This is a genomic window from Pseudomonas sp. S3_A09 (assembly GCF_054668065.1).
This window is the reverse complement of sequence record NZ_CP162752.1, coordinates 4,698,163-4,710,597: the sequence shown is the minus strand read 5'-3', so window position 1 is coordinate 4,710,597 and position 12,435 is coordinate 4,698,163. Positions and strand designations below refer to the sequence as shown.

Here is a 12,435-nt window from a genome sequence, read left to right as displayed (position 1 = left end):
GCAATGGAAGCAACGAAGAATGGACTCATGGAAGACCCTGGCGATCGCCCTACTGGCATCGGTCAGCACGCAGGCCGTATCAGGTGATGGCGCCAACCCTATCGCTGCCGCGATATTTCTCACAATCTCCGCGCCAACCATTTTAATTGGCGCAACCACATCCCTCACGACCGAGCCGCCGAAGGTTTTCAAGTCAGCCAAGACCGACGCCCTGACGTTCATCGGTTCGGACGGAGAGATTCGCGGCGCCCAGTTTGAGCAAGCATCTCGACACTATCGATTGAGCTATAGGTCGCCCCTCATGTCCGATATGCAACTCGCCAAGGCAATCGCGACGTCCTACTGAGCACACATTTCACATCCCTTTCACAGTCGGGCGCTTATGGTTACTACAGCTCCTAGAGAACATCCTTTAAGCCCGCTACTCCCCATCGCGGGCTTTTCTTTGTCTGCGATTTGCTCGCGCTCCCAAGCAGCCGTCGACTACTCTTCCAGCATCAATGACTGGAGCCAAAGCTATGCCCCATACCGAATATTCACTCCCAGACACCCTTGAGCGAATCTATGAGAACCAACTCGCCCTGGAGGCTGCACTAATGGAGTTTACGCTGCTCATCGAAGGACAAGGCAATGCTGAGGTCGGCGGCAACGTACGTGGCGCTTTGGAGGCGATCGGCGAGAATGCCGGGCACATCAAACAGGGCTTAGCCAGGTTGAAAGCCCAGGGGTCAAACTGACGCCCTACCCGATCTGAGCCCACCATTGAGCGGGCTCTTGCTGCCTATCCTTCGCCAAAAAGCCGCGTCATCCTCGGATCACCTTGAGGCGATCTCGACCGGCATCTGTGATCGCATTCTCCCCTTCATCGCTGATGCGATAACGACCGGACACCATCTTCGCAATTGAAAACCTGACCAGCCCGCTTCTGGATAGGGCCTCGCCTACTTCAAAGCTCATTGCCTGCTCCAGGTCGAAGATTCTTATCTCCCCGATTTTGTAACGGGCAAACGCTACCAAGGCTGCATCCAATTCTTCTTTCTTGACCTGTCGAGTAACGTCCATTTGACCTCCATGCCATGACTGTCCCGCTCCGTGGTCTACCAAGCGACGGACCGGGCAACTTGTTGAAAGCGGACCGTACTACGCTCCTACTTGGGTCGCTACTGGCTTTCTATCCAGGCCAGTCAGTGAGCGAGCTTCTCTATACCTGCGAATTTGCCTGACGCGACCCTGCCCCAAAACTCTCCGGCAACAGAAATATGCATTTATGCATGAAACTTCTTGTTGCCCTCTTGCCAATATTTGCCAGCAAGAATACTGTTCATTCATACAGTTATCGCAAGGAGCGAAGCATGATCCAGGCACCCTACCCCTCGGCAAAGCAACGTAATTCCTACGAGCTTGTAGGTCGCCGTCTACAGCGCATCATTGCCGCCCCAGGCGTGCAAAAGGTGCAAGCCGTCGTCGTCTCTAGGCGAGAGGACGAAAGCTCCGAGGCCTGGCACCAGGTCATCCAGGAGATCGGAGATACCGCCGGCATTCGCATCGAGAGCTTGAACGGCGACACCGTAAGGATCGGTTGGCGAGAATACTGTGACTTGTGAAAGAGCCCGCCGCTGAGCGGGCTTTTTATCGCCCGCAGGAAAATATATAAGCCTGCTTATTGACGAATAAAATAAGCTCACTTATATTCATTCCATCGCAGCGACACACAGCCACTGCGAAGGGCCTCCGCCCGCCGCTCTTTGGTTACACCCCCTGCCGGATCAATACCGGCCCAGATTCAAAGGCAGCGATGAACCGGCCTAAACGGTTCAAAGGGTTGGCAACTGACCCGGGCGTGCAGCGTAAAGCGCCAAGAACAGTTATCCAGCGGGAGAACAAGCCGAAAGGCCCGCGGCTGGAAGAACATTTGATTCAAGCCGGTGACCGACGCCAGTAGCGGGTCACGGCGGAAAGCATCACTGAAGCCCGTTCAACGAGCGGGCTTTGGGATGACAACCGGGAGTAAATGAAATGCCGAAGTACATGCTCGACTACATCCGGCTTTGCCGGGAATGCAGCCTGGATCTGCGCACGATCGGCAACATGATCAGCATAGTGATTCCAGCTCTGCAGCGTGAGGCAGCCGGGCTGCGCAGCGCGGTTAGCGAATTTGCCGGGCAATTCCCTGAGCTTGAGCAAGACGCCGAACTGCTGGAATCAGCCATACGAGCTGGAGTCCAGCGCTGCACGCCTCAGCTTCACCAGCAAGAGCTGTTCGCAGCATGACGGACCTTTTCACTGATGCCCATCCAGAGCGGTGGGCAGCGGGAAAACCACCGGAGCAGGACCGTGAACAAAGTCATTCACATCACCCAGCGCGGCGAACTGCAGGTATTTGCCGATGACAGCCTGGCCGCCTGCCTCCATGAGGCAAACAGGCTCAACGCTGAGCATGGATACACCAGCGGCGTTAGCGTCGTTGAATGCGAAGGCGGTCATCGAATGACGGCGGCCGACTGCAAGGCGGCCGCCCGATCCTCTCTAAGAGAGCGCGTCGAGCTATCAAGGAGCGAGTTCAGATAGTGCGTTTGTTTTCATGGACATCTCGAAGTGCATGCCACGCCAAGTAGAAGACACCCGTGCGTCCGCAGAACAAGCCGACCGTAAACCCTGATGCGGCACCAGCAAGGACGAGCATTTCCACAGTGGCCGAGAATTCTGGATGTACGGCAGCTTGATAACCGATGAAGTATTTCACGGCAAAAAAGAGAAGCGAGATACCAAGAACTTTCCATGTCCCAGGAACGATCAGGTGCTTGCCCCCCTCGTCCAAAGTCAGTCCGCGTCGAGGAAATAGTGCAAATGCGACTAAGCCACCTAAAAGCATTCCCGTGGCCCAACTGCCCACGGTCAACTCAACGCGCTCCGCGTAGCTGAGAGAAAGGAGTGACCAGACCACCAAAACAACCGGTGTGATGATCAGCGACCGCTGACTTTCACGACTGGTTTTCCTGGCACTAAAACCGTAGTAGCAGACCAAAAGAAATGCGCCGTAAACCCAGAGTGGCGTGCCTTCCAGAGCATCGAGCATTGTTCAGCTTCCTTGCAAAAGTCTGTGGCCGGATGCTGGCACAGCCTTGTAACTGTTGCCACTTATTTCAAACAAGATGAGCTCCCTGAAGAGGCTGTATCGGAATGTCGGCGGGTCATGAAAAAAGCTGAGCTGGATTGGCGAGCAATGCGATACACCCGGACGCAGCCAATCGTCACAGTCAGGACCGACATTCCAATGCAGCTTCGATAGGTGGCCACTGCCTGCCCAGTCAGCGAACAACAGGAGATACGGCCATGAAGTAGATCAACGATTCACCCGCGTGGCGTAGCAAGCCTCAAGGCTTCGCCCAATACCCTAACAGGCAGCGGAAAGCAGGGTCGTCGATGTCACCGCGCATCAGCCGAAAGGTAGGCCTAACCCGAATGAAGAAGAACACCGCAGGCGAGTCCGAGGGCATAGCTGGCCAGACTCGACACATCCCGGGCAGTGCCGGGCGCCTGCACCCTTCCCCACCTCTATTACGTCAGCACTCCTCCCCCGCGCCCATCGGCAACCAGCGGGAGGCATGAGTGTTGACGAATACAGGTGAACAACCCGCCACTTTGGAGGCGACCATGAACGCAGCATTGAAGATATGCCAGGAGCGTTACGACGCTCAGTTGCCTCCAGAGTTCAGCGACGGCGATGAGGTGACGGACTGGCTTGAGCATTCGGCAGAGCGCCTGGTGTGCGGCGTCGACATCAAGTGGAAGCGCCGCTACGGCCAGCCGCAGGTGGTGACGTTCGACCGGTTCTGCACGGTCTTGCAGGGCCACCTGAACCAGCGCCAGATCGACGGCCTGGACCAGCGTGATTCGTTTGCCCGCCTGCTGCTGTCGGCAATGCTCGGCAGCCAGAGCGATGCCCGGTCCCACGCAGCCGACCTACTGGGCCAGCAGCGCCCGATTGAAGCGGTCGAGAAGATCGCTGTGGCGCTGCTGAGACCCTACGCCGAAGACGCTGTAGCAGCGGAACGGGAAGAGCGCGAAGACGACGTGGATGCATACCTATGAGCCCGCACATCCTGATCGATGAGGCGCTTGAAGCGCTTGAGCATCCCAGCAGCGAGCCAGGCGCCCAAGCCGTCGTGGTGCGGATGATCACCAACATGCTCACCGGCGACGCAATCACCGTCGATGAATTCAACCACTACTGCAAGCGCTTGCTGAAAATCACCAGGCACCGCAAGGAGGCTGCATGACCACGCCAATAGTGAAATCGCTGATCGACGAGCAAATCGAGGAGCTACCCGCCGACAGAATGATCCTGGCCTTCACCCACACCAAGTGGCTGGGCGCTCTTTCGCTGGCACATGACGCCGGCATACCCAATGTTCACGCCTGGAGCGGCAGGGCCTGCCTGTGCGGTGAGTGGACTGTCGCTTACGAGGTGAAGGCATGATCAGCGTATTTCTCTGCTCCCCCACGAACAGCACAATGTTCACGCGGTGCTGCCGGGTGGCGATTTGTGATGATCAAGCCAAATGCCCGAGCTGTGGGCAAGAGGTCTACCCGGGCGCCGATGCAACACCACACCAGCGCCACGTTTCGCGCTGGAACATGGCTTTCGGTCCTACGCGCCAAGCCCAGACGCAGCGGTCGCTATGACCACCCGCCAGCGGCACCGGCGCCGCGCCATCCGCGCTCTGTCGGCCATCGTTGGTCTGACCTTCCTCACCATCGTTTTCTTGGGGTCCGCCCTCGGCGGCCTGATCACCCAATAAATTATTCCGCACAGCGCCCCGCAAGGATGGCGCGGGAGATAGTCATGCTCGCAGCAATTGCAGATCGCATCCGTTCCAAATCCTACGAACTTCCCCTGTCCCGCGATTATGTCCGCCACTGGGGCCTGAAAGAGGCCATCCGGGAGCTGGTGCAGAACGCCCTGGATAGTGAGTCACCTTTCGAATACGCCTTTGCTGACGGCCAGCTGTTCATCACCAGCCGCTTCGCAAGGCTGGAAGCCAGCACGCTGGTGCTGGGCAGCACTTCCAAGGCTGACCGTTCGGATGCCATCGGAAGTTTCGGCGAAGGCTACAAGATCGCCCTGCTGGTACTGACTCGCAACGGCTACGACGTGAAGGTCCTAAACGGCAATAAACAATGGGTGCCTGAGTTCCGACATAGCGACCAGTTCGACGCTGAGGTGCTGTGCATCAATGAGACTCCAGCGCACCGGCAGAATCAGGGCGTGGAATTCATCGTGTCTGGCCTCACCGAAGATGACGAAGCTGAGATTCGCAGCATGTGCCTGCGTATGCAGCCTCCCATGAGCGACGTCATCGGCACCAAGTACGGCCACATCCTGCCCTCCCGACCAGGAAAGCTCTACGTCGGCACGCTGTTCGTGTGCGACACCGATCTGACCTACGGCTACGACATCCTCCCTGAACACCTGCAGCTTGAGCGCGACCGCCAAACAGTCAGCGGATGGGACCTGAAACAGGTGTCGAAAAACGCTTGGATCGACACCGGACGCCTGGATGAGGTGGCCGAGAAGATCGAGAAAGGCATTCCTGACGTTGAATATGTGGAGTACGGCAGCACCGAGCTTGTGCGCGAGGCCTGCTACCGGTTGTTCCAGCAGAAGCACCCCGGTGCCATTGCTGTTCAATCCCAGGAAGAACTGAACAACCTGGTCAAGCAGGGAATGACCAACACCGTACTGGTGAGCCGGACTTTCCACTCTCAGGTTTCAAACTCGACTTCGTACAAGCAGCAGGTCTCCCACATCGTTGCCATCCAGACGCCCAAAGCCGCCCTGGAAGAATGGTATCGCGACAACAAAAAGTACATGAGCAGGCTGCCGTCGGCTGCCTTCAAAGAGCTGGCCAAGCGTGCTGACGGCTGGAGGAACAAGTGATGTCCGAGAACACCAGGATATGGGACCAAGTCGAAACTACCGACCCCGAGGTCACCAAAAAATTTACCGGCGCAGGCGGTTTCAAGGGTACCGCCATCAGGCCCACTTACCTGATGCATCGGGCCACAGAGCTGTTTGGCCCGTGCGGTGAAGGCTGGGGCTGGACAGTTCTCGAAGATCGCTTTGACGAAGGCGCGCCCCTTCAGGCGCCAACGAAAGAGTGGCCTGGAGCGCCAATGATCTGCGCGAAAGTGCATACCGTAAAGGTAGAGCTTTGGTACACGGGCAAGGCCGGGCAGAAATGCACAATCCAGCAGTACGGCCACACACCATTCGTATACCTACAGCAGGGGAAAATCCTTACTGACTGGGATACGGCGAAAAAGTCCCTCACCGATGGCATCGGTAAGTGCCTGCAAGCCTTGGGCTTCGCAGCTGACATTTACCTGGGCATGTTCGACGACCCCACCTATGTCGACAACATCACCGAAGAATTCAAGATCGAGAAGGCTGAAGACAAAGACGCCGAAATTCTGCGCCAAAAACAGGAGCGCATTGACTGGCTCGCCTCGGCTGTCGAGACCATCGGCAAAGCGGTAACCGCCTACGAGCTGAAGACACTGAACGTGAAATACATTCGTGAGGCAACACGCCGTAACGAGCCGGCTTTCATCGCGCGGATCACCCGGGCGTTCGAAGAGCGTAAAGCCACCCTGGAAAAATTGACTGAGGACGCAGCATGACTCAACTCTACGCACTGACCGGCAAGCTGGCTGAGCTCCAGGCCATGGCCGACACCGATTATGAGGGCTTGAAAGAGGCTCTTCAGCATGCCATGGACGAAGTGCAAGGTGACTTCAACGACAAGGCCGACAACATCGTCATGTTGCGCCGGAACATTGAAAGCGACGTGACGGCCATCGACAACGAAATCGAGCGCCTGGCTGAACTAAAGCGGATCAAGTCCAACAGCGTGTCGCAGATCAGCGATTACCTGCGCCGCAACATGGAAGCCGCCAACATCAAGTCGATAAAGCGGCCGCTCTTCACCATCACTCTGGCCATGGGCAGCGAACGGGTCATCGTGGACAACGAAGATGCAGTGCCGGACGAACTGACCACTGTGAAGTCGAGCATTGCTCCGGACAAAAAGGCTATCGCCGCCAAGCTCAAAGAAATCCGCGACCACAACGCCGAAGTCCGCAAGCGCATGGATGCTGGGGAAGACGCCGAACACGAACTCCTTCCCGAACCAAACTGGGCTCACTTGGAGCGCGGCGACAGTTCGATCCGCATCAAGTGAGGTCAGCATGATCAGCAACCACCTCAGCCTGGTCGAGGCGCTGCGCCCGGCCTCGGATGAACTGGCCGCCCAGGTTGAGCAGTACCTGGCAGCCGGCGGCAAGATCGAAGTGGCCGAGCCAATCGGCTACAAGCCAAAGCCCATCACCTACAGCAACCAGATGCCTCCAGCGCCCAGGCCATTCGTTCGACGCCGGGTTGAAGCAGATTCCCTACCCCTCGACAAGGAGGACATCCGCACCCAGGCGCGGCTCAAGCTGGTTGAGCAGATACGTCAGCTTGGCGTCACGCACACCCAGACCGAAGTTGCGGCCGCCCTTGGTGTCAGTCGGCGACTCATCTACAACCACGCCGCCAGGTATGACATCACCTTCAAGACACCAACCCGAGGCGGCGCAAAAAACTTGGTGCGCAAGCTAATTGATGAGGCTCGGGACGCAAAATTCGCAGAATGGATCAAGGCATTCAAAGAGCTGGGGATAACCCGCCGCCAGTGTTGCGGGAAGTTGGCTATCGGCTCCAAAACTTTTGACCGAATTATTGCCGCCCACGGAATCGACTATCCAAAGTCTCGCGCTGGCGGAAAACGATGCGCCGCATAGCCCGCATCCAGCAACGCAAACGTCAAACCTGGCTCTCACTGCCGGCCAGCGGAATAGAAGAGGTAGGCCATGGCAGCCGAACAGAAGGAACGCACAGCCAAGCTTGCCGAGAAACGGCAGGAACTGGGCGAGCAGGAATTGCGGCACACGGTCCCGTACGGAACCCGGCAGATGCTCGACGAACTGATGCGCTGGCATGAGATCGAGGAAGTCAGCGAAGCGGTGCAGCTACTGGTGCTGAATGGCCGGGCCAAGGATCTGCCACCGGCGCCGCCAAAGGTCAAAGGACGGTCCGACATCATCCGCCATTACTTCCGCGAGAGGATGCGCGAACGGCTTACAGCGCTCACCGCCGACCTGGGCGAGACAAAGGATCGAACGACTATCTGGCGACTGAACACACATGCTCACTCGCTGGGCGCCGAGAAGTCCGCCGACCTGCTTGCAATTACGCGCCACGATATGGCCGTATCTGAAAACGTGGCGCGTAAATTACGGCAAGCAGGTTTTGCCGAATCACTCCAAATGAACGCCGAAGACGACGGCGACGAATAACCCACCCTAATTGCTGCGTCCAGCAACAGTTTGCGTTACTGCCTAACACTAGGCAGCAACTCGCGCCTCAGGTAAAAAACTCTAAATATCAGACTTTCTTGCCGTATCCATCAGCATAACCAAGGGAGTTTATTACTACAGGTTGTTCTGATATAAACTCAACGAAATAACTAACTCCTTTTTTAATCTCAGGCCCTGTAAATCTCCTGAAGAAAAAAACATTATCAGAATTAGTGGTAGTGTTCGAAAAGCTTGTCATTATCACACCAGTAGGGTTTATATCGCCAGAGGCGCCTATACGCTCTGAAGTGTGTAAGAACCCGTTCGTGTGAATCTCAACCGTCAATCCATTTATAGGTGAAAGGTTGCTGGTCACTTCAACAATCAACGCAAACTTTCCATCTTTACGCTGCCCCAAATCATAAGATTTAATTACTGCGTTTGAATAAGGCTCAAGCTTATTTCTCCTAGCTTTGTCTTCGATACCTGAGACCAATTCCTCGCAAGCGTCTTCGAAAGATTTATCCGTAAAATTAGAGTAGAGTTTTTCGCGCAGCATGAATGGAACCTTACAAGCCTCAATCAAAACAGGTATTACAAACTTATTGCCGAGACCCTTCTCCTCGGCCACCTCCATTATCAGACCGCCATTAACTTCTTTTTTAACCCACTCGGATTCAATTGAAGTTGGCGACAGGAACACTAAAAGCTTATCAGCACCTTCAACACCCTCTGAAATTTTAGAGATGAGTGAATCGCCCGGCGTCATCTCCCACTCATCCAGCCACACCTCATATCCTTTCTCCTCTAAGTAAGAGGCTACGTGCCTGACTGTAGGCTTATCTTTTGAATTGTGGCTTAAGAAGAGTTTCATTTCGCTCCTTGACCCGGCTCCATGCCGGTCACCCGTAATACCCCAACCCCAACCAAATTGCCACCACCGGATACGGAGGGCGGCGCTTACCTGAGGTAAACGAAATGCCTGTACGCCATAGCGTCATCCACAAGATCGACAAGAAGCCAGACGGTAGCCCGGCCGTGCTGTTCGTGGGCGCATCCGAGCAGATCGAAAGCCAGGCCCGCGACGATCTGATGAGCCAGCTCAACGAAAGCTACAACGCCACGGTCGGCAAGGGCTGGGGGTTCTTCCACCAGGAATCAGGCGCATACCCATTCAGCGGATGGCTCGGCAAGTACCTGGCCGGCGTAACCGACTTCCTGGCCTTCAGCACCATCGCCGTCGAGCACCTGACCAAGCTGTTGGAAGAGTCGAACCTCACCACCGGTGGGCACGCCCTCTTCTGCCACTATCAGCAAGGCATGACCGATTGCCTGGTCATCGCCCTGGTGCAGGAAACCGAAGCCGTGACCATGACTGAAGAACTGGCCCTGATGACCGTGAAGCGCCTAGACCTGGACCACATCCGCCTGGCCGCACGCATCAACATCAGCGAGTGGCAGACCAACCGCCAGTCGAAACAATACATCTCGTACCTGAAGGGCAAGCAGGGGCGTCGGCTGAACGACTTCTTCCGCGACTTCATCGGTTGCCAGGAAGGGATCGATGGCCCAGGCGAAACCCGGACCTTGCTCAAGGCATTCAGCGACTTTGTTGAAAGCGAGGATATCCCCGAAGAATCGGCGCGCGAGAAGACGCACACCCTGGTCAACTACTCAATGGCCCAGGCCAAGCTGGGCGAGCCGATCACCCTTGGCGAACTGTCGGAGTTGATCGACGAAGACCGCCCGAAGAGCTTCTATGACTTCATCAAGGCGAAGGACTACGGACTTTCCGAGGCTCTGCCACCGGACAAGAAGACGCTCAACAAATTCCGGCGTTTCACCGGCCGGGCTGAGGGCATGTCGATTAGCTTCGAGGCGCACCTGCTGGGTGACAAGGTCGAGTTCGACAAAGCCGGCGGCACCCTGACGCTGCGCGGGCTACCAACTCAACTGACGGAGCAGCTCAAGCGCGCCAGTGCTTGAGTCAATTTGGCGGGCCGGTTATGAGGGCTGAGAAACTTGTTTCGTTTTCATCCAGATCAGCGTGCCACCCTTCTGGTACCGCCTACTCCATTCGTCATGGCAATCCTTGCACTTAACGAGCAACTCTTCATCCACCGCATCACGACCGCCGATAACCTGGAAATTTCCAAGGTTGTCGTCGCCGTCATAAGATTGCATTGATCTTTCGCAGCACTCGTTTGGAAACATCACCCTCTCCTATATCCGGCTCCATGCCGGTCACCCGTAATACTCCAACCCAAACCAAATTGCCACCACAGGTAACGGAGGACGGCGCCTACCCAATATCGCGATCAACCCAAAGCTTTGCGAGCCAGGCTGGGATCAATAACGTTCGTGCTGCATTCAACTTTGACCTAGCATCTGGCGAGCGATCGATCTCAGTGCCAAAGTAAGCGATCCAGCTTCCGTCAGGCTGCAACACAAGCTCCGTCAAGTACGTGCCGACTTCAGCTATGGTCAGGCCGCTTTGCTCTGCAAGTAGCTTGTTTGAAGGCTTTTCGTCCACGCTTTCCTCCTTGATCCGGCTCCATGCCGGTCACCCGTAATACCCCATATCAACGAATCACGCCAGACGGCGAGGCCTATCCGACCACACGGAGACCTTTTTGTAAGCGATCCTGGAGGCGCTACGGTGTGCTCAGGGTTGAACGCCAAGCATTGCAACCGACTGGTCGATGAAATCACCAAGAAGCCAAGGCTTTGGGAGAAATCTTGCATTTGGCGGAAGCTCGTCTGCCCGAACACGCTGATGGCCTGATGTTACGAGGACAGGAATCTCTGGCCATTGCTCAGAAATCAGCCACGCCAATTCAAATCCATTAATTGTCCCTGGCATCTTTATATCGGTAATCACTAGCCCAACGTTGGACGTGGATTCCAAAATCAGCCGAGCCTTATCCGCGTTTGGAGCGCCAATGGTCTGAAGCCCCTCAAGATCCAGAACCTCCTGGGCCAGCTCCAGAAGCACGGGCTCATCCTCTACAACAAGAACAACTCTCTCCATGATCGTTTCCTGATTTTTTATATGGGATACCCATATGAATCGGCGGCGAGCAGCGGGTTCCCTCATTTTCACCAAGTAATCACGCTGCGCCTGTCGGTCATTACCAGCGGCTCGCAGCCACTTCTGAAGCTGCGCTGGGTTGGAGAAGAGGTCCAACGCGAAGACATTGCCCAGGAATTCAAAGCAGTACTCCAAGAGCGGATCGGCAGCAGCGCTTCGCTCTATCGTGGTGCTTTTGATCCTAAATAAGCAAATGGCAGCTCCAAAGCCGGGGCTGCCAACTTTTGCTATTGAATCCCGGGCTCTTCAGGCAGTTCAGAGAACCAAGGAAGCACTCCATCAAGCTTTTCTACGACAATTCTCCTGATTTGCGCAACGCTATTATATTCAAACATTGCTACAGCGACGGAAAGCTGAGAGAGTTCTGTCACTATATTAAGAACTTTAGCCTTTTCGCTAGCTGTTCTTAACATCGCATTAGTTTTTTGGTAGTCATGGAGAGCGGAATTCGAGTGTATTTTTGCTTCGTATTTCTCTATCGACTCAATGATTTCTTGCTGCAAAGAAATTTGTTGATTTAACAACTGCAAAACAGTGTCTTGGAATTCCGAAACACGTTTGCGTTTAGCGTCCTCAGCAATAGAGGAGTTTTGGTTCAGCTGAGCTTCGAATGTTTGCTGCTGGACAGCATTCATTCGGTCGAATTCTTCTCGTTGAGCGTCTAAAAGCTCACGCTGTAAGTAAACCGTCTTCAAAACGGCAAGCAGCGTGACAAATGAAACCAAGGGCCCGAAGATCCCACCCATGTAGCTACCAAAGTTTGACCAGTCCGAAGAATTGTCTGATAGAGCGCCGCCAAACTTTAAGCGATAAGCACAAATCGCAATTACAAATGAAACCACAATGCTTGCACTTGAAAAGAACCAAAAAAACTTGAGTGCATGTGCCGTTTTTCTCGTCTTTGAATCCATGTGCCCCCCTCCCTTTTATTTAAATGATCGCAC

Annotated in this window: 20 protein-coding genes and 1 pseudogene; 14 read left to right on the top strand and 7 right to left on the bottom strand. The window is 55.3% G+C overall.

All coding sequences use genetic code 11. From position 1 onward, the window contains the following. Window positions 1–19 precede the first annotated feature (19 nt). Window positions 20–346: a DUF2388 domain-containing protein gene (locus AB4N92_RS22085; RefSeq protein WP_183703709.1), complete on the top strand. Its 327-nt coding sequence runs from the start codon at window positions 20–22 to the stop codon at window positions 344–346. A gap of 172 nt (window positions 347–518) precedes the next feature. Further along, a complete protein-coding gene (locus AB4N92_RS22080; RefSeq protein ID WP_460128189.1) occupies window positions 519–737 on the top strand; it encodes a hypothetical protein in 219 nt (72 codons plus the stop codon). A 67-nt stretch (window positions 738–804) separates the two neighbouring features. Here AB4N92_RS22080 and AB4N92_RS22075 read toward each other — a convergent pair whose 3' ends face one another. Continuing rightward, on the bottom strand, window positions 805–1,062 hold the full coding sequence (locus tag AB4N92_RS22075; RefSeq protein WP_460128187.1) for a hypothetical protein: 258 nt from the start codon (window positions 1,060–1,062) through the stop codon (window positions 805–807). Between the two features lie 290 nt (window positions 1,063–1,352). On the opposite strand from AB4N92_RS22075, the gene AB4N92_RS22070 reads away from it, so the two are divergent. Beyond that, entirely contained in the window at window positions 1,353–1,604 is a 252-nt protein-coding gene (locus AB4N92_RS22070; RefSeq protein ID WP_460128185.1) for a DUF1654 domain-containing protein, read from the top strand. Between the two features lie 412 nt (window positions 1,605–2,016). Further along, window positions 2,017–2,271 carry a hypothetical protein gene (locus AB4N92_RS22065; RefSeq protein ID WP_305437223.1) on the top strand — a complete coding sequence of 85 codons (255 nt, stop codon included), beginning with the start codon at window positions 2,017–2,019 and terminating at the stop codon, window positions 2,269–2,271. Window positions 2,272–2,280: 9 nt separating this feature from the next. Here AB4N92_RS22065 and AB4N92_RS22060 read toward each other — a convergent pair whose 3' ends face one another. Continuing rightward, window positions 2,281–2,484: a hypothetical protein gene (locus tag AB4N92_RS22060; protein ID WP_460128182.1), complete on the bottom strand. Its 204-nt coding sequence runs from the start codon at window positions 2,482–2,484 to the stop codon at window positions 2,281–2,283. Window positions 2,485–2,560: 76 nt separating this feature from the next. Further along, the gene (locus AB4N92_RS22055) at window positions 2,561–3,076 is read right to left on the bottom strand and encodes a hypothetical protein (RefSeq protein WP_241912417.1); all 516 of its coding nucleotides are present in this window, start codon (window positions 3,074–3,076) and stop codon (window positions 2,561–2,563) included. 578 nt (window positions 3,077–3,654) lie between these two features. On the opposite strand from AB4N92_RS22055, the gene AB4N92_RS22050 reads away from it, so the two are divergent. The 8 genes from AB4N92_RS22050 (at window position 3,655) to AB4N92_RS22015 (ending at window position 8,400) form a co-directional block, all read left to right on the top strand. Further along, complete coding sequence (locus AB4N92_RS22050) at window positions 3,655–4,092, top strand: hypothetical protein (RefSeq protein ID WP_460128181.1); 438 nt, start codon at window positions 3,655–3,657, stop codon at window positions 4,090–4,092. Beyond that, window positions 4,089–4,280: a hypothetical protein gene (locus AB4N92_RS22045; protein ID WP_460128180.1), complete on the top strand. Its 192-nt coding sequence runs from the start codon at window positions 4,089–4,091 to the stop codon at window positions 4,278–4,280. The genes AB4N92_RS22050 and AB4N92_RS22045 overlap by 4 nt, the downstream gene beginning before the upstream one ends. Then, a complete protein-coding gene (locus tag AB4N92_RS22040; protein ID WP_123351017.1) occupies window positions 4,277–4,480 on the top strand; it encodes a hypothetical protein in 204 nt (67 codons plus the stop codon). Before AB4N92_RS22045 ends, AB4N92_RS22040 begins: the two co-directional genes overlap by 4 nt. Before the next feature lie 366 nt (window positions 4,481–4,846). Next, complete coding sequence (locus tag AB4N92_RS22035; RefSeq protein WP_460128178.1) at window positions 4,847–5,941, top strand: hypothetical protein; 1,095 nt, start codon at window positions 4,847–4,849, stop codon at window positions 5,939–5,941. Further along, window positions 5,941–6,684, top strand: a complete 744-nt coding sequence (locus tag AB4N92_RS22030; RefSeq protein WP_460128177.1) for a hypothetical protein — start codon at window positions 5,941–5,943, stop codon at window positions 6,682–6,684. Before AB4N92_RS22035 ends, AB4N92_RS22030 begins: the two co-directional genes overlap by 1 nt. Further along, a complete protein-coding gene (locus tag AB4N92_RS22025) occupies window positions 6,681–7,244 on the top strand; it encodes a siphovirus Gp157 family protein (RefSeq protein WP_460128176.1) in 564 nt (187 codons plus the stop codon). Before AB4N92_RS22030 ends, AB4N92_RS22025 begins: the two co-directional genes overlap by 4 nt. Window positions 7,245–7,251: 7 nt before the next feature. Next, window positions 7,252–7,845 carry a hypothetical protein gene (locus tag AB4N92_RS22020; protein WP_460128173.1) on the top strand — a complete coding sequence of 198 codons (594 nt, stop codon included), beginning with the start codon at window positions 7,252–7,254 and terminating at the stop codon, window positions 7,843–7,845. A gap of 69 nt (window positions 7,846–7,914) precedes the next feature. Further along, window positions 7,915–8,400, top strand: coding sequence for a hypothetical protein (locus AB4N92_RS22015; protein ID WP_460128172.1), 486 nt, complete (start codon window positions 7,915–7,917; stop codon window positions 8,398–8,400). 88 nt (window positions 8,401–8,488) lie between these two features. Here AB4N92_RS22015 and AB4N92_RS22010 read toward each other — a convergent pair whose 3' ends face one another. Continuing rightward, a complete protein-coding gene (locus tag AB4N92_RS22010) occupies window positions 8,489–9,274 on the bottom strand; it encodes a toll/interleukin-1 receptor domain-containing protein (RefSeq protein ID WP_460128170.1) in 786 nt (261 codons plus the stop codon). A gap of 104 nt (window positions 9,275–9,378) precedes the next feature. Between AB4N92_RS22010 and yejK the strand changes: the two genes are divergently transcribed. After that, window positions 9,379–10,386, top strand: a complete 1,008-nt coding sequence (gene yejK / locus AB4N92_RS22005; protein WP_460128168.1) for a nucleoid-associated protein YejK — start codon at window positions 9,379–9,381, stop codon at window positions 10,384–10,386. A gap of 316 nt (window positions 10,387–10,702) precedes the next feature. Here the strand turns inward: yejK and AB4N92_RS22000 are convergent, their stop codons facing one another. Next, a complete protein-coding gene (locus tag AB4N92_RS22000) occupies window positions 10,703–10,933 on the bottom strand; it encodes a hypothetical protein (RefSeq protein WP_010211474.1) in 231 nt (76 codons plus the stop codon). Between the two features lie 132 nt (window positions 10,934–11,065). Then, a complete protein-coding gene (locus tag AB4N92_RS21995; protein WP_173603463.1) occupies window positions 11,066–11,431 on the bottom strand; it encodes a response regulator in 366 nt (121 codons plus the stop codon). A gap of 72 nt (window positions 11,432–11,503) precedes the next feature. On the opposite strand from AB4N92_RS21995, the pseudogene AB4N92_RS21990 reads away from it, so the two are divergent. After that, window positions 11,504–11,680 (top strand): annotated as a pseudogene (locus AB4N92_RS21990) (DUF2303 family protein); the annotation flags it as partial. Window positions 11,681–11,718: 38 nt separating this feature from the next. Here the strand turns inward: AB4N92_RS21990 and AB4N92_RS21985 are convergent. Continuing rightward, window positions 11,719–12,402: a hypothetical protein gene (locus AB4N92_RS21985; protein WP_460128165.1), complete on the bottom strand. Its 684-nt coding sequence runs from the start codon at window positions 12,400–12,402 to the stop codon at window positions 11,719–11,721. Between the last annotated feature and the right edge of the window lie 33 nt (window positions 12,403–12,435).

What these genes read in the sequence shown, in the direction of transcription:
- yejK (WP_460128168.1), top strand. Translation starts at nt 9,379, where the DNA reads ATGCCTGTACGCCATAGCGTCATCCACAAGATCGACAAGAAGCCAGAC.
- AB4N92_RS22085 (WP_183703709.1), top strand. Translation starts at nt 20, where the DNA reads ATGGACTCATGGAAGACCCTGGCGATCGCCCTACTGGCATCGGTCAGC.
- AB4N92_RS22040 (WP_123351017.1), top strand. Translation starts at nt 4,277, where the DNA reads ATGACCACGCCAATAGTGAAATCGCTGATCGACGAGCAAATCGAGGAG.
- AB4N92_RS22050 (WP_460128181.1), top strand. Translation starts at nt 3,655, where the DNA reads ATGAACGCAGCATTGAAGATATGCCAGGAGCGTTACGACGCTCAGTTG.
- AB4N92_RS22045 (WP_460128180.1), top strand. Translation starts at nt 4,089, where the DNA reads ATGAGCCCGCACATCCTGATCGATGAGGCGCTTGAAGCGCTTGAGCAT.
- AB4N92_RS22075 (WP_460128187.1), bottom strand. Translation starts at nt 1,062, where the DNA reads ATGGACGTTACTCGACAGGTCAAGAAAGAAGAATTGGATGCAGCCTTG.
- AB4N92_RS22010 (WP_460128170.1), bottom strand. Translation starts at nt 9,274, where the DNA reads ATGAAACTCTTCTTAAGCCACAATTCAAAAGATAAGCCTACAGTCAGG.
- AB4N92_RS22060 (WP_460128182.1), bottom strand. Translation starts at nt 2,484, where the DNA reads ATGACCGCCTTCGCATTCAACGACGCTAACGCCGCTGGTGTATCCATG.
- AB4N92_RS22035 (WP_460128178.1), top strand. Translation starts at nt 4,847, where the DNA reads ATGCTCGCAGCAATTGCAGATCGCATCCGTTCCAAATCCTACGAACTT.
- AB4N92_RS22070 (WP_460128185.1), top strand. Translation starts at nt 1,353, where the DNA reads ATGATCCAGGCACCCTACCCCTCGGCAAAGCAACGTAATTCCTACGAG.
- AB4N92_RS22080 (WP_460128189.1), top strand. Translation starts at nt 519, where the DNA reads ATGCCCCATACCGAATATTCACTCCCAGACACCCTTGAGCGAATCTAT.
- AB4N92_RS21995 (WP_173603463.1), bottom strand. Translation starts at nt 11,431, where the DNA reads ATGGAGAGAGTTGTTCTTGTTGTAGAGGATGAGCCCGTGCTTCTGGAG.
- AB4N92_RS21985 (WP_460128165.1), bottom strand. Translation starts at nt 12,402, where the DNA reads ATGGATTCAAAGACGAGAAAAACGGCACATGCACTCAAGTTTTTTTGG.
- AB4N92_RS22020 (WP_460128173.1), top strand. Translation starts at nt 7,252, where the DNA reads ATGATCAGCAACCACCTCAGCCTGGTCGAGGCGCTGCGCCCGGCCTCG.
- AB4N92_RS22065 (WP_305437223.1), top strand. Translation starts at nt 2,017, where the DNA reads ATGCCGAAGTACATGCTCGACTACATCCGGCTTTGCCGGGAATGCAGC.
- AB4N92_RS22030 (WP_460128177.1), top strand. Translation starts at nt 5,941, where the DNA reads ATGTCCGAGAACACCAGGATATGGGACCAAGTCGAAACTACCGACCCC.
- AB4N92_RS22055 (WP_241912417.1), bottom strand. Translation starts at nt 3,076, where the DNA reads ATGCTCGATGCTCTGGAAGGCACGCCACTCTGGGTTTACGGCGCATTT.
- AB4N92_RS22015 (WP_460128172.1), top strand. Translation starts at nt 7,915, where the DNA reads ATGGCAGCCGAACAGAAGGAACGCACAGCCAAGCTTGCCGAGAAACGG.
- AB4N92_RS22025 (WP_460128176.1), top strand. Translation starts at nt 6,681, where the DNA reads ATGACTCAACTCTACGCACTGACCGGCAAGCTGGCTGAGCTCCAGGCC.